Origin of the sequence: Actinomycetospora sp. NBRC 106378 (assembly GCF_030269685.1) — a bacterium.
GTDB lineage: Bacteria > Actinomycetota > Actinomycetes > Mycobacteriales > Pseudonocardiaceae > Actinomycetospora.
On the sequence record NZ_BSTT01000008.1, the window covers coordinates 238068 to 261956 of the forward strand.

Below are 23889 nucleotides of genomic sequence, written 5' to 3' on the forward strand. Positions count from 1 at the left end.
ATGACGCTACCACCAGTTACGGTTACCAGCGGTAAGACGTACAACAAGTTGGGGATACAGTCCGTACCCCCTGCGCTCCCCCGCTCGACGCCTTCGAGAGGACGACGCCATGTCGGCGCCCGCGACCACACGCTCCGCCCGCCCCGGCGAGGGCGACGGCAACGCCACGGCCGCGCGCCTGCTGCGCTCCGCGGCCAAGAAGTCCTACGACCCGGACGTCGACATCGACTGGGACGCGCCGCTGGTCGAGGGTGCGATCTGGGTGCCGGAGCACCGCGTGTCGCTCTACGGCACCGAGCTGTGGGAGCGCCTCACGCCCGAGCAGCGCATCGAGCTCGGCAAGCACGAGGCGTGCAGCGTCGCGAGCGTCGGCCTGTGGTTCGAGACCCTGCTGATGCAGCGCCTGCTCAAGGACTTCTACGCCGACGACCCGACCAGCGACCGCGCCCAGTGGGCCCTCACCGAGGTCGCCGACGAGTGCCGGCACTCCCAGATGTTCGCCCGCCTCGTGCACCGCGCCGGCGTCGAGCCCTACGGCCCGATCCCGTTCGTGCACCAGCTCGGCAAGCTCTTCTCCGTCGTCAACTGGGGCCCGGCCGCCTACGCGTCGATCCTGGTGGCCGAGGAGGTGCTCGACCGGCTGCAGCGCGAGCAGGCGAACGACGACCGCATCCAGCCGCTCATGCGCCAGGTCAACCGCATCCACATCATGGAGGAGGCGCGCCACGTCGCCTTCGCCCGCGACGAGGTGACCCGCGGCCTCGCCGGGCTCTCCCGCGCCGAGCTCGCCTACCAGCGCTTCATGTGCGCGTTCACCTCGTTCTTCGTGGTGCGCAGCCTGATCAACCCGAAGGTCTACGCCGCCGTCGGGATCGACCCGGCCGAGGGTCGCCGCGCCGCGTTGGCGAACCCGCACCACCGCGAGATGATCCGGTTCGGTGGCGAAAAGATCCTGGCCTTCCTGGACGAGGCGGGCATGATCGCGGGACCGGGTCAGGCCCTGTGGAAGAAGTCGTTCCTGCTGGAGAAGTGATGAGCCTCGAACGCGCAGCGCAGCGGAGCCGGAGTGACGACACCGCGGTCGGCCCGCTGTTCCTCTCCACCGGTATCACCCTGCGGGTGGCGAGGAGCGGGGTCCTGACGCCGGGTGTCCCCACCCTGGTCCTCGTCCACGGTTGGTCCCAGGACCTGCGCACGTGGGACCGGGTGGTCCGCGACCTGCGCCGCGCCGGCGTGGAGAGCGAGATCGTGCGCTACGACCACCGCGGCCACGGCGGCTCGGAGTCGGGCGGGCAGCACGCGTCGACGATCGGCAAGGCCGCCGACGACCTCGCCGCCCTGCTCCGCGACCACGTCGAGGGCCCGGTGGTCCTCGCCGGGCACTCCATGGGCGGCATGACGCTCATGGCCCTGGCCGAGCGGCACCCCGACCTGGTGCGCGAGCGGGTCGTGGGGGCGGGGTTCGTCGCCACCGCCAGCGACGACATGGCCGACCTCACCCTCGGGCTGCCCGGCCGGCGCGGGGCGTTCGTCGCCCACGGGGAGCGGGCCGTGATGCCGTTCCTCGCGTCGCTCGGCAACCGGGCGCCGGTCACCCGGGCCGACCCGGAGGGCAGCGGCACGCACGCCCGCTCGGTGGCGCTCGCGCCGCTGGTCCGGGCACTGGTGTTCGGCCGGCACGCCCGGCGGGCCGACGTGTTGAGCGTCGCCGAGCAGACGTTCGCCGCCGACCCGGTGGCCGTGCTGGCCTTCCGGGAGTCGATCGGCGAGCATCAGCGGACGTCGTCGCTGGAGTCGCTGCACGGTGTCCCGACCGTCGTGCTCGTGGGCACGAAGGACCGCCTCTGCCCCGTCGACCACGCCCACACCATCGCTGCTGCCCTGCCCGCCGCCGAACTGGTCGTGCTCCCGGGCGCGGGCCACATGATCACCTTCGAGCGGTCGGCCGAGGTCGCCGCGCACCTGCAGGGCCTCGTCGAGGCCGCGACCGTGACCACTTCTGCCGTCGGGAAGGAAGCCACCCTTGTTCAGTGAGGTCGTGATCGTCGGGTCGGGCTTCTCCGGGCTGGGGCAGGCGCTCGCGCTGCGGAAGGCCGGGATCACCGACGTCGTCATCCTGGAGAAGGCCGACCGCGGCGTCGGCGGCACGTGGCGCGACAACACCTATCCCGGCTGCGCGTGCGACATCCCGTCGCACATGTACTCGCTCTCGTCCGACCTCAACCCGGACTGGTCGCGGTCGTACTCCCCGCAGCCGGAGATCCACGACTACCTCGAGCGGCTCGCCGACCGCCACGACCTGCGCCGGCTCGTCCGCTTCTCCACCGAGATGACCGGGGCGACCTGGGACGAGGACACGCGCACCTGGACCGTGCACACGACGACGGGCGAGTACCACTGCCGCTTCCTGGTCTCCGGGGTCGGCGCCCTGCACCTGCCGTCGACGCCGACCCTGCCCGGCGCGGACCGGTTCCGCGGCGAGACCTTCCACTCCGCGCAGTGGCGTCACGACGTCGACCTGCGCGGGAAGCGCGTCGCGGTGGTCGGCACCGGCGCGAGCGCGATCCAGTTCGTGCCGCAGATCGCCCCCCTGGTCTCGCAGCTCACCCTGTTCCAGCGCACGCCCGCCTGGGTGCTGCCGAAGGGCGACCACCCCATCGGCGAGTGGCGCAAGCGCCTGTTCGAGAAGGCGCCGCTGATCCAGCGCGCGTACCGGGGCGCGCTCTACGCCGGGCTCGAGTCCCGCGCCATCGGCTTCATGAGCCGCCCCGAGCTGCTGCGCCCGGCCGAGTGGGTCGCCCGCAAGCACATCGAGCGGTCCATCTCCGACCCCGAACTCGTCGACCGGCTCACCCCGCGCTACTCGCTCGGGTGCAAGCGGGTGCTGGTGTCGAACGACTACTACCCGGCCCTCGCGCGCCCGAACGTCGACGTGGTGTCGAGCGGGATCGCCGAGGTCACCGAGCACGGCGTGATCGACCACGACGGCGTCGAGCACCCCGCCGACGTGATCATCTACGGCACGGGCTTCCACGTGACCGACGCCTTCGACGACCTGAGCTTCACCGGCCGCGCGGGGCGCACCCTGCGTGAGACCTGGCGCGAGCTCGGGATGAACACGCACTACGGGATCACCGTCACCGACTTCCCGAATCTGTTCCTCCTGCTCGGCCCCAACACCGGCCTCGGGCACAACTCCGTGGTGTTCATGATCGAGTGCCAGGCCCGCTACGTCGCCCAGGCGATCTCCGCCGTGCACGGCTACGGCTGCTCGGGGCTCGACGTGCGCTCGGAGGTGCTGCAGCGGTCCAACGCGGCCGTCATGGAGCGCCTGGAGAAGGGCATCTGGACCCGCGGCGGCTGCACGTCGTGGTACCTGGACTCCGCGGGGGTCAACCGGACCATCTGGCCGGGCTTCACGCTGCGGTACTGGGCCGAGACCCGCCGCTTCCGGCCCGACGACTTCGAGTTCTTCGGTCGCTCGGAGGACTTCGCCGTCCCGACGACGCGGGCGGTTGCCTCGAACGGTCACGTGCCGGTGTCCGCGCGGGCCTGACCCCTCCGTGGCAGGAAAGCGTCGTTGCTGTCACCGGGTGGCAGCAACGACGCTTTCCTGCCACCGGGCACGGGCTCAGGCCGTCACGTGCTCGTCGTCGTGGGACCCCCGACGACGGGGCAAACCTGCCACTGGATGACAGCAACGACGCTTTCCTGCCACGAGGGGCGGGGGTCAGGGCCGCCGACGCCGGATCAGGCCCTCCTGCACGACGCTCGCGACCAGGGTGCCGTCGGCGCTGTAGAGCCGGCCGGTCGCGAGGCCGCGCCCGCCGCCGGCGTTCGGGGACTCCTGGACGTAGAGCAACCAGTCGTCCGCGCGGAACGGCCGGTGGAACCAGACGGCGTGGTCGAGGCTCGCGAGGCTGACGTCCCGGGCGGCGGCGCCGCCCTGGACGTGCGGGAACACGGCCGACTCGAGCAACGTCAGGTCGCTGGCGTAGGTGAGCACGCAGACGTGCAGCAGGCGGCCGCCGGGGGCCGCAGGATCGGGGAGCTCGCCGTCGGCCCGGATCCACACCCGGTTGCGGGGCGGGCGGTCGACGGTGTCGTCCCACGGCGCGTGGTCGACGTAGCGCACGTCGAGGGGCCAGGTGAGCGCCTTGCCCGTCGTGGTGAAGGCGGGGCGGTCGGCCGGGACCGGCGGCATGTCCCGGCGGGCCAGGCCGTCGGGTCCCGGCGTCCCGGGCATCGGCGCCTGGTGCTCCACGCCCTCCTCGGGGCGCTGGAACGACGCCGACATCGTGAAGATGGTCTCGCCGTGCTGCACGGCCGTGACCCGGCGCGTCGTGAAGGACCGGCCGTCGCGGGCCCGGTCGACCTCGTAGACGATCGGCGCGAACGGGTCGCCGGGCCGGAGGAAGTAGCCGTGCAGGGAGTGCACGGGGCGGTCGTCGTCGACCGTGCGGCCGGCGGCCACCATCGCCTGGGCGGCGACCTGCCCGCCGAAGACGCGCAGCAGCGACTCCTGCGGGCTGCGGCCGCGGAAGATGTCGCGCTCGATGTCCTCGAGGTCCAGGACGTCACCGACGAGCTCGTCGAGGGCCTTGCTCATGGAGCGGCATCCTTCCGGACGCCGCTCCGGCGGTCGATCACTGCCCGAACGAGAGCACCGAGACCTTCGCGACGCCGAGGTCGAGGCCGAGCAGCGACCCGCCACCGGAGGACTGCGAGCCGCCGTCGGACTCCGCCGCCTGCTGCTGCGGCGCGGCCTCGTGCTGCGGCTCGGCCTGCTCGTCGGCGGCCGGCTGCGCGTGCTGCTGCGCGCCGCCGCCGGCGCCGCCCGAGAAGGACATCATCGAGGGGGCGGGCGCGGGCGCGGCGGCGATCGGGACGACCTGCGTCGGGGCGGCACCCCGGTCGGCGACGATCGGCGTCGTGGTGCTGCGGCCGACCGAGGACGTCGAGCCCTTCGCGGTGCCCGCGGCCGTCCCGGAGGTGTGCTCGGCGGGCGCGGAGAGGAGGTCGAGGGTGGCGGGCGGGGGCGTGGCCGCGAGGCCGTAGCTCTGGACCGGCGCCGCCGAGGAGGCGGCGCTCGCCGTGACCGGCGCGTCCTGCTGCTCGGAGAGCGGGGTGACACCGAGGACCGAGTGCGCACCGAACGCGACCGCAGCGGCCACCGGCACACCGACGACCACGCCCTTGGAGCGCAGGGGGTGTACACGCATGGCGTGGCGAGGGCGTGCCATGGGATTCCTCTCCGGGGTGCCGGACGTCCGCCGGGTCCGCCGCCGTCCCCCGACACACCGCGGCCTGACCACTCGCAGCTCCTAACGCGCCCGGCGGGCCACCGTTACGGGTGACGCGGCGAATTCTTGACCCGCCGTCCCGGTGATACCGCGCGTGAGCATCTCTCGCTCTGCGTGACCACGGCTCGACCGACTGGCCGCCGCACCCGCCACCGGTCAGACTCCTGCCCACAAGGGCGTCGGGGCCGGTGGGAGGAGACGCGTGCAGCAGCTGTCGGGTCTGGACGCGGTGTTCCTCGCCGCGGAGGACGACCACCAGTTCACCCACGTCAGCCAACTCGTCGTGTTCGACGTGCCGGACCCGGACTACGAGCCCTTCACGGCCTGGCGCCGACAGCTCGCTGACCGCCTGCACCTGCTCGAGCCGCTGCGCCGCCGCCTGGTCGAGGTGCCGCTCGGGCTCGACCACCCGTACTGGATCTCCGACCCCGACTTCGACCTGGACTTCCACGTCCGGCACTCGGCGGTCCCGCCGCCCGGCACCGACGAGCAGCTCGACGCGCTCGTGGGGCGGCTCATCGCCGGCCCGATGGACCGCGACCACCCGCTGTGGGTCTCGCACGTGATCGAGGGGCTCGCGCCGACCGAGGAGTCCCCGCACGGCCGGTTCGCGCTGCTGACGATGGTCCACCACGCCGCCGTCGACGGGGCGTCCGGCGCCGAGCTGCTCACCCTCATGCTCGACGACGTCCCCGACGCCGAGCGCCCCGCCGACGCGGGCCGATGGAGCCCGGAGGACCCGCCGTCGTACCCGGGTCTGCTCGGCCGCGCTGCGTGGCACGGTCTCCAGCGGCCCGGCCGGGCGCTGCTGCTCGCGGCCCAGGCCGGGCAGCAGGTGGCCGCGGCGACCCGGCACCCCGCCGTCATCGACCTCGCCGACCGCGTCCGACGCAGCCTGCGCGGGCCGCTCGGGGCGGTCCTGAACCTCGGCCGGGAGCGCGACGCCGACGCCGAGTCCCCGCGGCTGCCCGCCACGCCCGCCCCGACGACGCCGTTCAACGCGCCGATCAGCCGGTACCGCCGCTTCGCGCACCGCTCCGTGCCGCTCGACGAGGTCAAGGCCGCCGGCAAGGAGCACGACGCGACGGTCAACGACGTCGTCGTCGCGGCCTGCGCGGGCGCGTTGCGGACCTACCTGCTCGAGCACGGCACCCTCCCCGACGCCCCGCTCTCGGCGATGATCCCGGTGTCCCTGCGCACCGGCGAGGAGCCGGACATGTGGACGAACCGGGTCTCGGCGACCGTGGCCTCGCTGCCGACCGACCTCGACGACCGCACGGCGCGCCTCGCCGCCGCGCACCAGGCCCTGAAGACCGCGAAGGCGGTGTTCCGGGCCACCCCGGGCGCCCTCGCGCCGGAGGGCGCGAGCCTCGGGGTGCCGGCTCTGACGACCCTGATCAGCCGCGTGACCACCCGGACCGCCGCCCGGGGTCTCGTGCCGTTCAACGTGATCATCTCGAACGTGCCCGGCCCGCAGGAGCCGCTCTACATGGCGGGCGCCCGGGCCCGGCACTACTACCCGGTCAGCGCCGTCGCGGACGGGCAGGGCCTCAACATCACGGTGCAGAGCTACGACGGGTCGGTCGACATCGGCCTCGTGTCCTGCGCCCGGCTCGTGCCCGACCTCGAGCGCCTCGTCGACCTGATCGCCGAGGAGTTCCACGCCCTGCACGCGGCGCCGTCGTGACCGCGCGGGACCGGCTGCTGGCCCTGCTCACCGAGGTCCCCGCGGACACGACGGGGCCGTGGCTCGATCTCGTGCACGGCCGGCCCGGGTCCCGGGGACGGCTCCAGGACGCCTGGGAGAGCACCTCGGGAGCGGGCGGCTACGACGGGCTGCTCGCGGTGGGCGACCGCGTCGAGCCCTACGTCCCCACCCTCGTCGGCGGCGGCAACCTGCGGGCGTTCTACCGCGTCGACGACCGCCTCGGCCTGGTCGGCGGCGAGACGGTCCTCGACCTGGCGTGCGGTCCGGGCACCCTGACCCGCCGTCTCGCCCGGACCGTCGGACGCGAGGGTCTGGTGGTCGGCGCGGACCTGTCGGAGCCGATGCTGACGCGCGCCGCCCGGTCGACCGCGTTCGCCCAGGTCGACTTCGTCCGGGTCGACGCCATGCACCTGCCGTTCCGCGACGCGGCGGTCGACGCCGTGTCCTGCTCGCTGTGCCTGCACCTCGTGCCCGACCTCGGCACGACGCTGCGCGAGATCACCCGCGTGCTGCGGCCCGCCGGTGCCGCGGCGTTCGCGGTGCCGGCCCACGCGCCCGGCCCGCTGCGCCCCTTCTCCGAGATGTTCGCCCGCTGGGGGCAGGCGCGGCTCTTCGGGCCGGGCGAGCTCTCCGGCGCCCTGCGCGACCGGGGGTGGGCCGACGTCTCCGAGCGCTCGTTGGGCGGTATCCGGGTCGTGGACGCGAGCGCGCCGGTCTGAGTCCGCTCCGGGTGGCAGGAAAGCGTCGTTGCTGCCACCCAGTGACAGCAACGACGCTTTCCTGCCACGGGGTCGAGGCTCAGCGCCGCGACGCCGCCCGACGGAGCCCGTCCACCACGAGCAGCCCGCCGCCGACGGCCGCGATGACGCCGTAGGCCGCGAGCACGTCCCCGGGCCGGTGCCAGCCGGCGGCGATGACGGCGACGGAGGCACCCGCGACGACGACCAGGCCGACCGCGGCAGCCACGTACCGGAGCGCGGCGGGCAGCACCAGCACCGTCGCGATCACCAGTGCGCTAATCACGGTCACGTGGCCGCTGGGCAGGGAGTTCTCCCCGGCGCCCTCGCGGGGCAGCACGGCCTTGAGGCCCTGGGTGATCGCCTGGCTCACGAGCACCAGGACCACCCCGGCCCCGACCGCACCGACCCGTCGTCGGGACAGACCGATCACCGCGATCGCGACCAGGGCCAGCCCGACCGAGGCCACGCTGACCAGCCGCAGCAGGTCGAGCACCTCGCCGCGCACCCCGGAGAAGACGTTCTCGACCGCGACCATCACCGTGTGGTCGAGCCGGCGTCCGGACGACGAGTCGACCAGCAGCAGCCAGCTCGCCGCGGTGAGCACCGTGCCGAGCACCCCGAGGACGAGCCCGCCGACCACGCGGGCCGCCCACGCTCCGGCGGGCCGGACGACCGGGTGCAGCGGGACGGTGGGCCGCGTCTCGACGGTGGTCATACGTCCAGGGTCCCCGCCGGACCTGAGGATGGCGTGAGAGAGCTACCGCCAGGCGCGCTCGGCGTGCCCGAAGACGATCACGTTGTCCTCGTAGTTCCGGGTCGCCGCGTCGAACTCGCCCCCGCACGTGATGAGGCGGATCTGCGCGTCGCCGGTCGGGCCGTAGACCTGCGCGGTCGGGAAGGCCTGCTTCGACGCCTGGTCCACGCGGTCGACCACGAACATCACCGACGAGCCGTCCGCCCGGTGCACGAGGATCTGGTCGCCCGCCCGCAGGTCGGACAGGTGCGCGAAGCCGCCCTCGGCGCCGTGGTAGTCCACGTGCGAGGCGAACACGGCCGGGCCGTTCGTGCCCGGCGCGGCCCCGCGGGCGAACCAGCCGACCGTCGCGGCGTCCGGCGGGACCTGCAACGACAGGTCCTCGTTGTAGCCGAGCTTCATGACGGCGTCGCGGGTCAGGCCGATCGCGGGGATCTCGATGCCGGTCGGCGCCGACGCCGCCAGCGGCAGCGGCTCGCCCGCCGCCCCGGCGGGCACCGACACCGTCGAGGTCCCGGTGCGCGCCGACCCCGGGCCCGACGTCAGGGCCGCCAGCACGACGACCGCCGCGACGATCGCCAGGACCCACACCAGCAGGGTCGAGCGGGTGCGCGTCACACCCGCACCTCGTCCGCGTCCTCGTCCACATCCACGTCCTCGTCCCGACGCCGGGTCGCGCCGGCCAGGCTCGCGAGGCCCAGCCCCGCCAGTGCGGCCGCGCTGCCGGGAGCGAGACCGGGCGTGGAGTCACCCGTCGCGACGCCGCCCCGCGGGTAGCCGTCGTAGTCCGCGGTCACCGTCTCGTAGTCGCGTGGGTTGTCCTCGCACGCGATGCCGTCGCCGTCGCCGTCGAGGTTGTTCGGGTCGGACCGGTCGCTCTCGTAGATCGCCTGGGCTTCGTCGCCGGTCACCTCGTCGCAGTTGATGTCGTCCCGGACGTACCCGTCGTGGTGGTGGTACCCGTCGTGGTGCGTGTCCTTCAGCCCGTGGCACAGCCGGTCCAGCACGGCGACCAGGTCGGGCAGCGAGCCGTAGCCGGTCGACGGGTCGAAGGAGCCGGGCAGGGCCCCGCAGAACGAGACGAACTGTTGCCCGATGGCGGCCGCCTGATCGGCGTCCACGCTGACCTTGCTCGCGAGGTACAGGCACGCGTCGCGCGGGCTGGAGAAGGAACCGGTCGAGGGGAACTCGGGGATCGTCACGTCGCCGAGGTCGAGGTTGCCGGACGGCAGGTCCGCCAGCGCGTCGGCGACCGGCAGGGCGGAGCGGCCGCGGCCGGTGAGGTTCTGCAGCGCCGTCGCGGCGTCCTCGGCGGAGACCGTGGACCGCGCGGCGGGGGTGGCGGCGGTGGTGGCGGTGGAGGCCGGCTGCTCCTCGGTGACCACGTCGTCCGGCGTCCCCACCGTGGACGGCGACACGGTCGAGGTGGAGGTGGTCGGCGCGGGCGTGCTCGGCGCGGTGGGAGTGGTGGGAGTGGCGGCACCCGTGGCGGCCTGCTCCTGCGCCCGCTCCCGGGCCTGCTGGGCGGCGGCCTCGGCCTGCGCCCGCACGGCCTCGGCCCGGGCCTTCTCCTGCGCGGCCTCGGCGGCGGCCTGCGCCCGGGCGGTCAGCTCCGCCGCCGTCAGGCAGGCCCCGGTCCTCGCGTCGTAGATCGTCCCCTGCGCGGCGCACTCCGCGGCCGGCGACGACGGCGTCTCGTCGGCGAACGCCATGCCCGGGGCGATCACCGCCGCCCCCACCAGCCCCGCCATCAGCACCGCGGCGGAGCGGGTCCCCCTCACAACCCTCACGTGCTCTCCTCGTCTCGCCGTCCCGCGTCGGTGCGGGAGCGTTCGAGGAGCGCATCGCGGTGATATTCCCCCTCCGTTACACCTACCGGAGGAACCGGACACCGGGCCGTGACCCGGCCGTGTCCGGTCGCTGACCCGGGCCGTCCCCGGACGGGGCTGAGGTCACTCCCGGACGGGGGCGCGACCCCGCCGCCGGCGCGCCACCATGTGACCGGCGACGAGGCGGGCCGGGCTCTCGCGCAGGCAGATCGAGACGCCCGCGTCGAGCATCGCCACGAGCCGCTCGGTGGGGGCGTGGCGACCCAGGAGGACCACGACCTCGGCCCCGGGCTGGCGGGCGATGACGTCGACGACGACCGCCGGGTCCGGGTCGACGAGGACGACGAAGTCGACGCACGGGTGGTGCGAGGGCCGGTCGGTGGCGACGACGCGCCAGCTCGCCGGGGCCACGTCGCCGAGCAGGCGGGCCAACGACCGCGCGGCGACGACCTCGACGGTCGCGGGGGCGTCGTCGACCAGTCGGGGCTCTCGGGGCGGTAGCGGCAGCGGGGCGCTGGGGTGCGGCTCCCGCACGACCGGCTCGGGCGTCCGCGGGTGGGGAACGGCGTGCCGGCCGGACCGCAGCGAGAACCTCATGCCCGTCAGCCTGCGCCGCGGACCTGGATGTCGGCTGAGTACCGACTGTGGGAATCCGACCCGTTCCCGGACACGCCGACGCGGCGGCGTCCCGGGGGGCAGGACACCGCCGCGTCAGCTCGCGCCGCGCGCCCTCAGGCGAGCGGACGGCTCAGGTCGTAGACGGTCCTCCCGCCCACGTCGGTCTTCGTGAAGTGGGTCGTGACCCACGTGGCGATCTCGCCGCTGGTACCTCGGCCGGCGCCGCGGTCACCGGCCCGCCCGGCGGTGGCACCCGAGCCGGCCCCACCCGGCGTCGGGAAGGCGCCCGGGCCTCCGCCCGCGAGGTAGTAGCGGACCTGACCGGTGGCGACGTACTCCTGGAACTGGGCGAGCGTGGGGGCCGGGTCGCTGCCGGTGAACCCGCCCAGAGCCATGACCGGCACCCCGGCGGAGAGCTGGATCGTGGCCTGGCTCATCGCGCCGGTGGTCGCGGCCGCCCAGCGGGTGCCCGCGCCCTGCAGCAGCGCCACGAGCTGGGGTGAGGCCTGCTCGCCCTCGGGACCGCCGCGCATGCCGCCGGCCGGCCGGGCTCCGTCGCGGCGCATCCCGCCACCCGGGAAGCCCGAACCGCTGTTCGGTCCGGCCGAGACGATCGGGCCCTGGTGCGGGGTGACGGCGGTGACCGCGGCGTAGGCCGTGGAGGCGCCGACCGTGCCGACCAGGGCGAGGACGGTGACGACGACCGCGCCGGCACGGCGGGAGGTCGCTCGCGGTAGCAGCAGACCGACCGCACCGAGCACCCCGGCCGCGACGACCACCCAGCGCAGCCACGGCATCGACGTCGCCTGGGTCAGGACGACCGCGCTCCAGCCGGCGGTGCCGACCACGACCACGGCCAGCACGATCCGGGCCGCGACCTGCGCCCGCGCGCGCCAGAGGATCGAGGCACCCGCGGCGGCCGTGATCGCGACGCCGGGCGCGAGGGCGACCGTGTAGTAGTCGTGGATGGTCCCACTCATCGCGGAGAACACGACCGCGTGCACGACCATCCACGCGCCGCCGAGCAGGAGCAGGCCGCGGGGCCGGTCGGTGCGGGGCGCCCGGCGGGTGGACCACAGGCCGGCGACGAGCAGCACGATGCCGGCCGGGAGCAGCCACGAGGCGTTGCCCGCGAACTCCGCGGTCAGCAGCCGCCAGGGGCTCGGCGAGCCGCCGAAGCCGCCACCACCGGCTCCGCCGAAACCGCCGCCGGGCGGCATCCCACCGGGCATCCCGCCCGGCATCCCACCAGGCATCCCGCCCGGCATCATGCCGCCGCCGGGACGGTTGCCCTCCTGGCCGGTGATGCGGCCGAGGCCGTTGTAGCCGAGCGCGAGCTCGAGCAGCGAGTTGTCCGTGGAGCCGCCGATGTAGGGCCGGTCGGATGCGGGCCACAGCTCGACCAGCGCGACGTACCACCCCGCCGAGACGACGATCGCGACGCCGGCGGCGAGCAGGTCACCGATCCGTCGGCGCAGCGTGGTCGGCGCGACGACCGCGTACACGAGGGCCAGACCGGGGACGACGAGCATGACCTGCAGCTGCTTCGTCAGGAACCCGAGCCCGACGAGCGCCCCGGCGGCGACCAGCCACCAGGTCCCCGCCCTCGTGCCGGCGGCGTCGACGGCGCGCACCGTCACGTACGCCGCGGCGACCATGCAGAGCACGAGCATCGCGTCGGGGTTGTTGAACTTGAACATCAGCGCGGCGACCGGCATGAACGCCAGCAGCGCGGCTGCCGCCAGCGCGGTCCGGGGCCCCGACCAGCGTCGACACAGCGCGTACACCAACGCGACCGACGCGACGCCCATCAGCGCCTGCGGCACCAGCATCGACCAGGACGAGAACCCGAAGATCCGACCCGACAGCGCCATGACCCACATCGAGGCCGGCGGCTTGTCCACGGTGATCAGGCCCGGGGCGTCGAGGGCCCCGAACAGCCACGCCTTCCACGACTGCGTGCCGGCCTGCACGGCCGCCGCGTAGAACGAGTTGGCGTAGCCCGAGGCGCCGAGGTTCCACAGGTAGGTCACCGCGGTCGCGGCGAGCAGGACCCAGAAGGTCGGGCGGACCCAACGCGGTTCGGTCGGGGTCCCGACGACGGGTGGTTCGGCGGGGGTGGTCGACGCGGGAGCGTCGGCGACGGTGCTCATGACGGGGTGGGTGCTCCTGGCGAGCCGGATCGACGGTGTGGTTTTCCTGCCACTGGGTGACAGCAACGACGCTTTCCTGCCACGGGGGCGGGGGTCAGGCGGACTGACGGCGCGGGTGGAACACCCACGCGCGGTAGGCGACGAAGCGCAGCAGCGTCGCGACGAGGTTGGCGACGACGAGCGTGAGCAGCTCGACGGCGTGCGACGCCCCGGGGGCGAGGACGTCGAGCAGGGCGAGCGAGCCCGACGTCAGGACCAGGCCGAGCCCGAACACGACCAGCCCCTCGACCTGGCTGCGGCCCGCGTGCCGGCGCCCGCGGATGCCGAAGGTGAGCCGACGGTTGGCCGCGGTGTTGCCGACCGCCGTGATGACCAGCGCGAACAGGTTCGACACCTGGGCCGGCATCGCCGTGCGGAACAGCGAGTAGAGCAGCAGGAAGGCCGCCGTCGACACGATCCCGATCGCGGCGAACCGCACGATCTGCGCGGTCATGCCGGGCGCGACCCCCGCGGTCTCGTCCGCCTCGCCGATGGGCCCCCGGCCGAACTCCTGGCGGAGCTGGGCGACCGGGAGCGCGCCCGTCGCCAGCGCCTTGCCCACCCGGGCGACCCCGCGCAGGTCGGCGACCGCGGTGGCGACGACGTCGACCCGGGAGTCGGGGTCGTCGACCCAGTCGACCGGCACCTCGTGGATGCGCAGCCCGGAGCGCTCGGCGAGCACGAGCAGTTCGGTGTCGAAGAACCAGCCGGTGTCCTCGACCAGCGGCAGCAGCCGCTGCGCGACGTCGCGGCGGATCGCCTTGAACCCGCACTGGGCGTCGGAGAACCGGGCGCGCAGCGTGCCACGCAGGATCACGTTGTAGCAGCGGGAGATGATCTCGCGCTTCGCACCGCGGACCACCCGCGAGGTCCGGGAGAGCCGCGAGCCGATCGCGAGGTCGGAGTGCCCGGAGATCAGCGGGGCGACCAGCGGGAGCAGGGCGGCGAGGTCGGTCGACAGGTCGACGTCCATGTAGGCCAGCACCGGCGCGTCCGAGGCCGACCACACCGCGCGCAGCGCCCGGCCGCGGCCCTTCTGGTCGAGGTGCACGACCTCCACCTCGTCGTAGGAGACGGCGAGGTCCTTCGCGACGACGAGCGTGCGGTCGGTCGAGGCGTTGTCCGCGACGGTGATGCGGAACGGGTACGGGAAGGCCGCGCTGAGGTGGGCGTGCAGGCGCTCGACGCAGGGGCCGAGATCGCGCTCCTCGTTGTAGACGGGGACGACGACGTCGAGCACCGGGGCGCCGGGAGCGGTCTCGACGGCGGGCCGGGGCAGGGCCCGGGGAGCTTCGGACGACGCGGGCGAGCCGGGCTCGGCCGTCGCGGCAGTGGCGGTCATGTCCTCACCGTCGGAGTCGGACGTGGACGATCGGTGGGCCTCGCCTGTGATCGCCCTGTGCATGACGATCAGCGTCCGCAGCGGGCATGTCCGCGGGCTGGAGGGAAGCTGTGCAGGACCTGTGTCCGGCCGTGTCCGGTTCGTCCCACGGGTGATCTGCGTCTCTCAGGAACTTTGCAGACTCATCCACAGTGACTGCACAGACGACGGGGGAACCCTCGGCTCCATGACCGACCAGGACCCGTTCGCCAGGACCCCGCAGTCCGGCGAACCCGCCCACGCCGCCGGCCCTGTCCCGCGTGACGGGTCCACCACCCCCGGCGGCGTGCGCTACGACGACCAGCAGGGCGGCACCGCGACGATGCCGCGCTCCGACCAGCACCCCTCCGGCGCCTGGAACCAGCCCACCGGGCAGCACTGGCAGCCAGGCCCCTCGTCGGGGACCCCCGCCGGGCCTCCGCCGCCCACCGACCGCTGGCAGGGCGGCGGGGGCGACGGCGGAGGCGGGGGTCGCCGCCGCCGCCCGCTGCTGATCGCCTCCGCGGCGCTCGCGGCCCTGCTCGTGGCGGGCGGCGTGGGGGGCGCCGTCGGCTACGAGGCCGCGTCCTCCGGCTCCGGCTCCGGCTCCTCGGTCCTCTCCAGCACCTCGGACTCCTCCTCGGCCGCCGCGCCCGCCGCGGCCGGCTCCGTCGAGGCCGTCGCCCAGAAGGTGCTGCCCAGCGTGGTGCAGCTGCGCGGTGCCTCCGGCGAGGGCTCCGGCATCGTCATCTCCGCCGACGGCCTGATCCTCACCAACGCCCACGTCCTCGAGGCGGGCGAGCCGCAGCAGTCCTCCGGCGGCCTCGGCGGGCTGGGCGGCCTGCTCGGGGGTGGCCAGCAGCAGCAACAGCAGCAGACGGCGCCGCAGCTGCAGGCGGTGTTCCAGAACGGGCAGACCGCGCAGGTGCAGGTGGTCGGCACCGACACGAGCGCCGACCTCGCGGTGGTGCGGGCGGTGGGCGTGTCCGGCCTGACGCCGGTCGAGCTCGGCAGTTCCTCGCAGCTGCAGGTCGGCCAGGGCGTGGTCGCCGTCGGCTCGCCGCTCGGCCTGTCCGGCACCGTCACCAGCGGCATCGTCTCCGCCCTCAACCGGCCGGTCGTCGCGGGCGGTGAAGGCTCGAACCAGTCGACCGTCACCGACGCGATCCAGACCGACGCCGCGATCAACCCCGGCAACTCCGGGGGCGCGCTGGTCGACATGCAGGGCCGCGTCGTCGGCATCACGTCGTCCATCGCCACCCTCGGGGGCTCGTCGGGCTCCGGCCAGCAGCAGAGCGGGTCGATCGGCCTCGGCTTCGCCATCCCGATCGACCAGGCCAAGCGCATCGGCGACCAGCTCGCCCAGCAGGGCTTCGCGACGCAGGCCGTGATGGGCGTGCAGGTGGGCACCGGTCAGCAGGCGACCGCCAGCACCGGCGCGACGATCGGCGCCGTCACCCCCGGCGGTGCGGCGGCCGCGGCGGGCATCCAGCAGGGCGACGTCGTGACGAAGGTGAACGACCGCGTCATCGACGACGGCGACGCCCTCGTCGCCGCCGTGCGCGCCCAGAACCCGGGCGCGCAGGTGACGCTCACCGTGCAGTCCGGCAACGCCGCCCCGCGGCAGGTCCAGGTCACGCTCGGCTCGGAGCGCGCCCCGAGCTGACCCGCACCCGCCCTCACGAACGGGCCGTCCGTCACGATCGACCGTGACGGGCGGCCCGTTCGTCGTCTCCACCCCGGGGCCCACCCCCGACCTCCACCCCGGCTCCACCCCGGGGTCGATCCGCCCGGCCCGCGCGCCGCGCAGGGTGGTCCCCATGAGCATCACGGCGATCACCTCGAAGCCCGCCACCCCGTCGTCCACGTCCGAGGGCGGGCAGGGCCTGCGCGGCCTGCTCCTCGACGTCGGGCTGCCGATGGGCACCTACTACGGCCTGCACGCGCTCGGCGTGGGCGACGCGACGGCGCTCCTGGCCGCGACGGTCGCGGCCGGCGTCCGGATCGTCGCGGTCGCCGTCCGCACCCGGCGGGTGAGCGCCTTCGCCGCCCTGATGCTGGGCGTCTACGCGGTCGGGCTCGCGGCCTCGTTCGTCACCGGCGACCCGCGGCTCATGCTCCTCAAGGACTCGGTCGGCACCGCGGTGGTCGGCGTCGGCTTCCTCGTCAGCCTGGTCGTCGGGCGGCCCCTGGTCCTCGCGGCGCTCGAGAGCACCAGCCCCGCCCGGGCCGAGGAGGTGGGCCGGCTCTACGCCACCGTCCCCGGCGCCCGCCGCACGATCCGCGGCATCACCGCGATGTGGGGCGTCGGGTTGCTGACCGAGGCGCTCGTGCGGGTGCCGATCGTGCTGGCGCTGCCCGTCAGCGTCGGCGTGGCCGTCTCCCAGCTCCTGACCCTCGGCGTCATCGTCGTGCTCAGCGTGGTCGGCGGGCTGTGGGTGCGGGCGGCCCGCCGCCGCAGCGTCAGTTGATGCAGCCCGGCGCCGCCGCGGTGATCGGCGGCGTCACGGGCGCGGGCGCCGCGGAGGCAGCCGTCGTCGGGACCTCCCCCGCCGACGACGAGTCGTCCCCGGTCTCGGCGGCGTGCTCGCGCGCGGCGTCCGACCAGCCGAGGGGCTGCGGGACCGGCAGCGGGCGGCCGGAGTCGACGGCGATCGCGTCGTCGACGAACTGCCGGACCTGGACGGGGTCGACCTGGACGGCCGTGCCGTCGGAGGGGGTCGCGAGCTCGGGGTCGCCGGTCGGGATGGTGCGGAACGTGACCGCTCCCGCCGAGAAGCCCTGCATCTGCCCCGCGAACGACAGCACGTTCCAGTCGGCGTCGAGCGTCACCGAGCGGGCCAGGACGCCGCTGAGGCGGTCGAGCGCGAACGGGTTGGCGAGGGTGCCGGCGGAGAGCAGCTGGCGGGTGGCGCTGGCGAGGAAGGTCTGCTGGCGCGTGATCCGGTCGAGGTCGCCGCCGGGGAGGCCGTGCCGCTGCCGGACGAACGCGAGCGCCTCGGCACCCGACACCTCCTGCGGGCCCGCCGGGAGGCGCAGCCCGGAGTAGGGGTCGTCGACCGGGGCCCGCAGGCAGACCGGCACACCGCCGAGGGCCTGGCTCACGTCGGCGAACCCGGCGAGGTTGACCGAGGCGTAGTGGGTGATCGACAGGCCGGTGAGCGCCTGGACGGTCGCGATGGTGGTGCGGGCGCCGGCATCGAGGGCCGCGCGGCGGACCGCCGGGTCGTCCGGTGAGCCCGCCACCGAGGACTCCGGGGCGAACGGGGACGTGGGCGCGCCGCCCGCCGAGGCCTCCGTCAGGGAGTCGGTGGTGAACGTGACCGCGCGGGAGTACGCCGAGTTGATCTTGTGCTTGCCGTAGCCGTCCGCGAGCTGGACGTAGGAGTCGCGCGGGATCGAGATCGCCGTCGCGCGCCCACCCCCGGCGGGGATGTGCACCACGGTGATCGAGTCGGCGGTGTCCCCGCCGTCGCCGCTGTCCCCCGCGTGCAGCGCGGCGAGGAGGTTCGGCGGGAGCGGGTTGCCCTGCGGGTCGGTGCGGCTGTCGACGCCGAGCAGCAGGATGTTCTGCTCGGCGGTCGGGGCACGCGGTACCGACGGCTGGATGACCGAGGCCGAGGCGGTGGATCGATCCAGGTAACGCACCTGGGCCCAGGCGAAGGCGGAGACCGCGAGCACGGCCAGCGAGACCGCGACGACGACGGTGCGGACGGCCAAGCGCACACGCCGACGCCCGACCGTGGTTCCGCTCACCTACTCATGGTTCCCGTTGTGCGCGATCCCGTCACCGTGACATCGGACGTATCTGCTCGTCGTGACGGCACGGCGACGTCACGCTCCGCGGTGCCACCTCGTGGGCCGGCCCTCACAGCAGGCCCACAACGTCGGCCCAGGAACCGGACATCCCGGGCGACGAAGGTCGACACCATGACCACGACGACCCACCTGCGCGCCGCCCCCCGGCCCGCTCCCGACGCGCGGTCCGGGGCCCGTCACGCCCGCCCGGCCGTCGCCACCGCGCCCCCCTGGGAACGCCCGCTCCTGCTCGTCCTGCTCCTCGGGACCGCCCTGCTCTACCTGTGGGACCTGGGCGCGAGCAGCAACGCCAACGAGTTCTACGCCGCCGCGGTCCAGGCGGGCACGCAGTCCTGGAAGGCGCTCCTGTTCGGGTCGCTCGACGCCTCGAACTTCATCACCGTCGACAAGCCGCCGGCCGCCCTGTGGGTCATGGGGCTCTCCGGCCGTCTCTTCGGCTTCAACGCCTGGTCGATGCTCGTCCCCCAGGCCCTCATGGGCGTCGCGTCGGTGGCGCTGCTGCGCTCGACCGTGCGGCGCTGGGCCGGCCCGGGCGCCGGGCTCGCCGCCGGCGCGCTGCTCGCCCTGACGCCGGTCGCGGTCCTGATGTTCCGCTTCAACAATCCCGACGCGCTGCTCGTGCTCTGCATGACCGCCGCCGCCTACGCCGCGGTCCGCGCGATCGACGTCGCCCACCGGCGGGCGGGCCTCTGGTGGACCGCCGCGACCGGCGCGCTCCTCGGCCTCGGGTTCCTGACGAAGATGCTCCAGGCCTGGCTGGTCCTGCCCGCCCTGGCCGGGGTGATCGTGCTCGCGGCCGCCGTGACCTGGCGCCGGCGGCTCGTCCTGCTCGCCGTCGGCCTCGGCGCGATGGTCGTCTCGGTCGGCTGGTACGTGCTGCTGGTCGACCTGTGGCCGACCGACTCCCGGCCCTACATCGGTGGCTCGACGGACAACTCGTTCCTCGACCTCGTGCTCGGCTACAACGGGCTCGGCCGGATCCTCGGTGGTGAGGGCAACGGCGGTGGGGGCGGTGGCACGAGCACCGGCTTCGGCGGTTCGACCGGCATCACCCGGATGTTCAACGAGTCCTTCGGCGGTCAGATCAGCTGGCTGCTGCCGGCCGCACTGATCGTGCTCGTCACGGGGCTGTGGGTCACCCGCGGTGTCGGCCGCACCGACCGGACCCGCGCCGGGCTCGTCCTGTGGGGCGGCTGGCTGCTGGTGCACGCGCTGGTGTTCAGCTTCATGAGCGGCACCGTCCACGCCTACTACTCGGTCGCGATGGCGCCGGGTCTCGCGGGCACGCTCGCCGTCGGGGGCACGCTGCTCTGGCGCCGCCGGGAGCTGCTCACCGCGCGCCTCGCGCTGGTCGCGGCCCTCGCCGCCACGACCGCCTGGAGTGTCGTCCTGCTGCGCCGCACCCCGGAGTTCCTGCCGTGGCTGCGTTGGGTCGTGGCGATCGCGGGGATCGTCGCGGTCCTCGGGTTGCTGGCGGGCGCGGTCACGCGCCACGCCTGGGCCCGGCGCGCCCTCCCGGTGCTCCTGGTCGGCGCCGTGCTCGCCGGGGCCGGCGGCTCGGTGGCCTACGCGGCGGACACCGCCGCGACCACGCACTCCGGCTCGATCGTCTCCGCCGGCCCGGCGAGCGCCGACGGCGGGACGGGTGGCGGCCCCGGCGGCGGTCAGGGCGGGCCGCCGGGTCAGGCCGGTCAGGCCGGCATGCCGCCCTCCGGCGCCCGCCCCGACGGCGGGGGGCAGCAGGGCGGCCAGGGCGGCCCCGGTGGGATGACCACCTCCTCCACCGAGCTCAGCACCCTGCTGCAGGACGCCGGCACCACGTGGTCCGCGGCCGTGGTCGGGTCGCAGAGCGCGGCCTCGCTCGAGCTGTCGACCGGCACGGCCGTCATGGCGATCGGCGGCTGGAGCGGCTCCGACGCGGCCCCCACGCTGGAGCAGTTCCAGGCCCTGGTCGCCGCGGGCGAGGTGCACTACCTCGTCGCCTCCGGCGGCGGCGGGATGGGCGGCCAGGGCGGTTCGGACTCCGTCGGCACGCAGATCACGACCTGGGTGAAGGAGCACTACACGGCCACCACCGTCGGCGGGCAGACCGTGTACGACCTCACCTCCCCGACCGCGAGCTGACCTCCTCCCCCGCGCTCGTGACGTCCGGCCCGGTCGCCCCCGAGGTGACCGGGCCGGACCCGTCGAGCGGGTGGGCCAGCTCGTCGGGGCCGAGGCGCCCGACCAGCAGCGCGATCCCGCCGACGAGGAGCGGCACCACGGACGCCACGAGGAAGACCGGCTCCAGGCCCACGGCGCCGCTGATCGGCCCCGCGAGCGCCATCGACACCGGCATGAGGGCCAGCGAGACGAAGAAGTCCAGGCTCGACACCCGGCCGAGCAGGGCCGGCGGCACCCGCCGCTGCAGCAGGGTCCCCCAGATCACCTGCGGCGCCGAGAACAACGCGCCCACGAGGAACGCCGCGACCGCCATCGGCCACAGGCTCGTGGCCAGCCCGAACGCCGCGAGCGGGACCGACGCGACCGACCACATCACGATCATCGCCGTGAGGTAGCGCCGCGGCGTGCGCAGCGACCCGGCCGCGAAGGACCCGACCACCCCGCCCACGCCGTAGCAGGTCAGGACCAGGGCGTGGTCGCCCGGACCGCCCCCGGCCCGGTCCTTCACCGCGAACGGCACGAGCACCTCGAGGGGACCGAGCACCACGAGGATCATCAGGCAGGCGAACACCAGCGTGACGAGCAGCCACCGCGTCACGAGCATGTAGCGGAAGCCCTCGCGCAGGTCGGCCACGGCCGACGGGCGGCCGCCGTCACGCTCGAGCACCGGCAACGACGGGAGCCGCCAGGCGCATCCGAGGGCGCCCAGCGAGGCGCCCGCGACCACGGCGAGCGCTACCCCGGGGCCGGCCGCCGCCACCACCGCCCCGGCGATCGCCGGTCCGACGGCGGAGAGCAGGACGGGCCGGAGCATGCCCTCCAGCCCGTTGACGGCCTGCAGCTCGTCGGTGGGCACGAGCCGCGGCACCGCCGCCGCGTAGGCGGGGAACAGCAGCCCGCCCGCCACGCCGACCACCCCCGCCACGACGACGAGGGCCGCCATCCCGAGCGTGCCCGCGAGCGAGAGGCCTGCCACCAGCCCCACCGCCCCGACCTGCATCGACGCGACCACGAGCAGGATGCGGCGCTGCGGCAGCCGATCGGCCAGGACGCCGCCGAGCAGCGCCGTCAGCACCGCACCGAGCGCCAGGGCGCCGCTCACCAGCGAGAACTCCGTGGCGCCGCCCCCGAGGGCGATGACCTGCCACACCACGGCGACGACCCACAGCCCCTCGGCGAGCACCGAGCAGGCCAGGTTCCCGGCCAACCACCGGTAGGCCGGGTGCCGCAGGGGACGGATCGCTCGCACGTCCCGCACGTTAGATCGACCCCCCGACAGTCACGGCCGCGAGGCTAGGACGAACGGGACGTCCGGCGCCGCGTATTTCCGACGGCGGGGGTGCGCGCCTAGCGTCGCCGGGGTGACCCGTGCGATGACCTTCGGCCGCCGCGCCGATGAGTACGACCGGCTCCGCCCCGCGCCCCACCCCGACGCCCTCGCGCGCGTGCTGCCCGCCGACGCCCGCACCGTGGTCGACCTCGCCGCCGGGACCGGGCTCGTGACCCGCACCCTGCTCGCCCGCCCGACCCCACCCGCCGTCGTGGTCGCGGTCGAGCCCGACGCGCGGATGCTGGCGCGGGTGACCGGCGCGGGTCGGGTGCGGGGCGCCGCGGAGCACCTGCCCCTGCGGGACGGCAGCGTCGACGCCGTGGTGGCGTCGTCGGCCTGGCACTGGTTCGACGCGGAGGCGGCGACGGCGGAGATCGCCCGCGTGCTGCGCCCGGGCGGGACGCTGGGGCTGTTGTGGAGCCGGGCGGACCCGAGCGTCGACTGGGTCGCCGAGGTGCGCGGGATCGGGAACATGACCGCCGACGGCTCGGCCCGGCTCTCCCGGCGCGGCTTCGCCTTCTCGCTGCCCGACGGGCACGGGTTCGTCGACGACACCCCGGAGGCGGTCCACGTCACCTGGACCCGTCCGATGACCCGCGACGAGATCGCCGGGATGGTCTGCACCTACAGCGGGGTGCTGGAGCTCGACGCCGCAGCGCAGCAGGAGGTGTTCCGGTCCGCCCGCGCCCGCCTGGACGAGCTCGTCGACGGGCCGGACCCGGTTCCCGTGCCGTTCGAAACCGTCGCGCGCCGATGGACGCATCGTTAGTTCGCGGCATTCACGATCTTGCCCGCGGGGATCCGATGCGGGACAGATCGTTCGGTGAGTGCACCTCGGGAGCCGCCATGACCGCCACGCTGCCCAGCAACTCCGCGACCACCCCGGCGCGCAGCGCCGACCTCGACGGGATCGACCTCGACGCCCTCGACCCCACCGTCCCGGCCGAGCCGGTCAACGTCGCCGAGTACGGGTTCGAGGGGCGCTTCGAGGACTGGACGGCCGACACCCGCTACTTCGAGTACACGAAGGCGGCCGACCCGGTGGGGCTGGGCTACACGCCGTCGGTGCCGGCCGAGCGCTTCGGGCCCGAGCTCTGGCAGGGCGGGCAGACGCGGATCACCCCGCTCGACCTGTCCGAGCCGCTCGGGATCACGAGCGGCCCCGCCACCAGCCCCGGTCTCGTCGCGAACTTCGTCTCGATCCGGGCCGGCGACAAGGTGCACACCGAGGTCAACGCCACCTCGCAGCTCTACTACGTCATGACCGGCCGGGGCTTCGCCGTCGTCAACGCCTCGCTCATCCGCTGGCAGAAGGGCGACTTCATCACGCTGCCCGCCGACAGCCCGGCGACCTTCCACGCCGAGGACGACGCGGCGATGTACTGGGTGCACGACGAGCCGCTGCTGCGCTACCTCGGCGCCGACGCCACCCGCCCGCGGTTCCGGCCGACCATCTTCCCGCGCAGCCGGGCGGTGGAGGAGCTGACGAAGGTCGCCGAGGCGGACGGCGCGACCGCGAAGAACCGGGTGTCGGTGCTGCTCGCGAACACCGAGGAGGAGCAGACCCTCACCATCACGCACACGCTGTGGGCGATGTTCGGTCTGCTGCCCGACGACCAGGTGCAGAAGCCGCACCGGCACCAGTCGGTGGCCCTCGACCTGATCCTCGACTGCGAGCCCGGCTGCTACACGCTGCTCGGGCGGGAGCTCGACGAGCACGGCGAGGTGAAGAACCCGACGCGCGTGGACTGGGAGCCGGGCGGCGCCTTCGTCACGCCGCCGGGCCTGTGGCACTCCCACCACAACGAGTCCGGCCGCGACGCGCACCTGATCCCGGTGCAGGACGCGGGGCTGCAGACCTATCTGCGCAGCCACGACATCCGCTTCCAGCGGTTCGGCAACCACAGCTAGGTGCGTAGCCGGTGAGCACTTCTCCGTGCCAGGACACGGTGTCTGTGCTCAGGACATCGAGGACAGTTGATGTCTCAGCACATCGCGGACACTGAGCAGGCCCGCTGGGTGGGTTGGTCACGGTGGTGACCAGCCTGCTCGGCTGTGGGCAGGACAGGGTTC

General features: G+C 74.4%; 20 protein-coding genes. 10 read left to right on the forward strand and 10 right to left on the reverse strand.

Annotated features, from left to right (window positions below; genetic code table 11):
- The first annotated feature begins 109 nt into the window (after positions 1 to 109).
- Genes QSK00_RS19245 through QSK00_RS19255 form a run of 3 tightly spaced genes read left to right on the forward strand, consistent with a single transcriptional unit; the run spans position 110 to position 3556 of the window.
- Positions 110 to 1033, forward strand: a complete 924-nt coding sequence (locus QSK00_RS19245; RefSeq protein WP_285593003.1) for an AurF N-oxygenase family protein — start codon at positions 110 to 112, stop codon at positions 1031 to 1033.
- The gene (locus QSK00_RS19250; protein ID WP_285593004.1) at positions 1033 to 2034 is read left to right on the forward strand and encodes an alpha/beta fold hydrolase; all 1002 of its coding nucleotides are present in this window, start codon (positions 1033 to 1035) and stop codon (positions 2032 to 2034) included. The genes QSK00_RS19245 and QSK00_RS19250 overlap by 1 nt, the downstream gene beginning before the upstream one ends.
- Positions 2024 to 3556, forward strand: coding sequence for a flavin-containing monooxygenase (locus QSK00_RS19255; protein WP_285593005.1), 1533 nt, complete (start codon positions 2024 to 2026; stop codon positions 3554 to 3556). Before QSK00_RS19250 ends, QSK00_RS19255 begins: the two co-directional genes overlap by 11 nt.
- 174 nt (positions 3557 to 3730) lie before the next feature.
- Here QSK00_RS19255 and QSK00_RS19260 read toward each other — a convergent pair whose 3' ends face one another.
- Together QSK00_RS19260 and QSK00_RS19265 are read right to left on the reverse strand one after the other, a co-directional pair.
- Complete coding sequence (locus QSK00_RS19260) at positions 3731 to 4609, reverse strand: acyl-CoA thioesterase (protein WP_285593007.1); 879 nt, start codon at positions 4607 to 4609, stop codon at positions 3731 to 3733.
- A 37-nt stretch (positions 4610 to 4646) separates the two neighbouring features.
- Positions 4647 to 5243, reverse strand: a complete 597-nt coding sequence (locus QSK00_RS19265; protein ID WP_285593009.1) for a hypothetical protein — start codon at positions 5241 to 5243, stop codon at positions 4647 to 4649.
- A 262-nt stretch (positions 5244 to 5505) separates the two neighbouring features.
- Here QSK00_RS19265 and QSK00_RS19270 point away from each other — a divergent pair, with 262 nt between their 5' ends.
- Positions 5506 to 6990, forward strand: coding sequence for a WS/DGAT/MGAT family O-acyltransferase (locus tag QSK00_RS19270; protein WP_285593011.1), 1485 nt, complete (start codon positions 5506 to 5508; stop codon positions 6988 to 6990).
- Positions 6987 to 7730, forward strand: a complete 744-nt coding sequence (locus QSK00_RS19275; RefSeq protein WP_285593013.1) for a class I SAM-dependent methyltransferase — start codon at positions 6987 to 6989, stop codon at positions 7728 to 7730. Before QSK00_RS19270 ends, QSK00_RS19275 begins: the two co-directional genes overlap by 4 nt.
- Positions 7731 to 7809: 79 nt before the next feature.
- On the opposite strand, the gene QSK00_RS19280 is transcribed toward QSK00_RS19275, so the two are convergent.
- The 6 genes from QSK00_RS19280 to QSK00_RS19305 form a co-directional block, all read right to left on the reverse strand.
- Complete coding sequence (locus tag QSK00_RS19280) at positions 7810 to 8466, reverse strand: phosphatase PAP2 family protein (protein WP_285593014.1); 657 nt, start codon at positions 8464 to 8466, stop codon at positions 7810 to 7812.
- A gap of 42 nt (positions 8467 to 8508) precedes the next feature.
- Positions 8509 to 9123 (reverse strand): class F sortase, encoded by a 615-nt coding sequence (locus QSK00_RS19285; protein ID WP_285593015.1) that lies wholly within the window; start codon positions 9121 to 9123, stop codon positions 8509 to 8511.
- Positions 9120 to 10295, reverse strand: a complete 1176-nt coding sequence (locus QSK00_RS19290; protein WP_285593017.1) for an excalibur calcium-binding domain-containing protein — start codon at positions 10293 to 10295, stop codon at positions 9120 to 9122. Before QSK00_RS19290 ends, QSK00_RS19285 begins: the two co-directional genes overlap by 4 nt.
- A gap of 162 nt (positions 10296 to 10457) precedes the next feature.
- A complete protein-coding gene (locus QSK00_RS19295) occupies positions 10458 to 10931 on the reverse strand; it encodes a hypothetical protein (protein ID WP_285593019.1) in 474 nt (157 codons plus the stop codon).
- 134 nt (positions 10932 to 11065) lie between these two features.
- Positions 11066 to 13105: a glycosyltransferase family 39 protein gene (locus QSK00_RS19300; protein WP_285593021.1), complete on the reverse strand. Its 2040-nt coding sequence runs from the start codon at positions 13103 to 13105 to the stop codon at positions 11066 to 11068.
- A gap of 94 nt (positions 13106 to 13199) precedes the next feature.
- The gene (locus QSK00_RS19305) at positions 13200 to 14486 is read right to left on the reverse strand and encodes a bifunctional glycosyltransferase family 2/GtrA family protein (RefSeq protein ID WP_285593023.1); all 1287 of its coding nucleotides are present in this window, start codon (positions 14484 to 14486) and stop codon (positions 13200 to 13202) included.
- 226 nt (positions 14487 to 14712) lie between these two features.
- Between QSK00_RS19305 and QSK00_RS19310 the strand changes: the two genes are divergently transcribed.
- On the forward strand, positions 14713 to 16170 hold the full coding sequence (locus tag QSK00_RS19310) for a S1C family serine protease (RefSeq protein ID WP_285593024.1): 1458 nt from the start codon (positions 14713 to 14715) through the stop codon (positions 16168 to 16170).
- Between the two features lie 154 nt (positions 16171 to 16324).
- Entirely contained in the window at positions 16325 to 16975 is a 651-nt protein-coding gene (locus QSK00_RS19315) for a VC0807 family protein (protein WP_285593025.1), read from the forward strand.
- On the opposite strand, the gene QSK00_RS19320 is transcribed toward QSK00_RS19315, so the two are convergent.
- Positions 16968 to 18260, reverse strand: coding sequence for an LCP family protein (locus QSK00_RS19320; RefSeq protein ID WP_285593027.1), 1293 nt, complete (start codon positions 18258 to 18260; stop codon positions 16968 to 16970). The genes QSK00_RS19315 and QSK00_RS19320 overlap by 8 nt on opposite strands.
- A gap of 174 nt (positions 18261 to 18434) precedes the next feature.
- On the opposite strand from QSK00_RS19320, the gene QSK00_RS19325 reads away from it, so the two are divergent.
- The gene (locus QSK00_RS19325) at positions 18435 to 20447 is read left to right on the forward strand and encodes a glycosyltransferase family 39 protein (RefSeq protein WP_285593030.1); all 2013 of its coding nucleotides are present in this window, start codon (positions 18435 to 18437) and stop codon (positions 20445 to 20447) included.
- Here QSK00_RS19325 and QSK00_RS19330 read toward each other — a convergent pair.
- Positions 20425 to 21735 carry an MFS transporter gene (locus tag QSK00_RS19330; protein WP_285593032.1) on the reverse strand — a complete coding sequence of 437 codons (1311 nt, stop codon included), beginning with the start codon at positions 21733 to 21735 and terminating at the stop codon, positions 20425 to 20427. The genes QSK00_RS19325 and QSK00_RS19330 overlap by 23 nt on opposite strands.
- Before the next feature lie 112 nt (positions 21736 to 21847).
- On the opposite strand from QSK00_RS19330, the gene QSK00_RS19335 reads away from it, so the two are divergent.
- Positions 21848 to 22585 carry a class I SAM-dependent methyltransferase gene (locus QSK00_RS19335; protein WP_285593033.1) on the forward strand — a complete coding sequence of 246 codons (738 nt, stop codon included), beginning with the start codon at positions 21848 to 21850 and terminating at the stop codon, positions 22583 to 22585.
- 77 nt (positions 22586 to 22662) lie between these two features.
- Positions 22663 to 23727 (forward strand): cupin, encoded by a 1065-nt coding sequence (locus tag QSK00_RS19340; RefSeq protein ID WP_285593035.1) that lies wholly within the window; start codon positions 22663 to 22665, stop codon positions 23725 to 23727.
- The last annotated feature ends 162 nt before the right edge of the window (positions 23728 to 23889 follow it).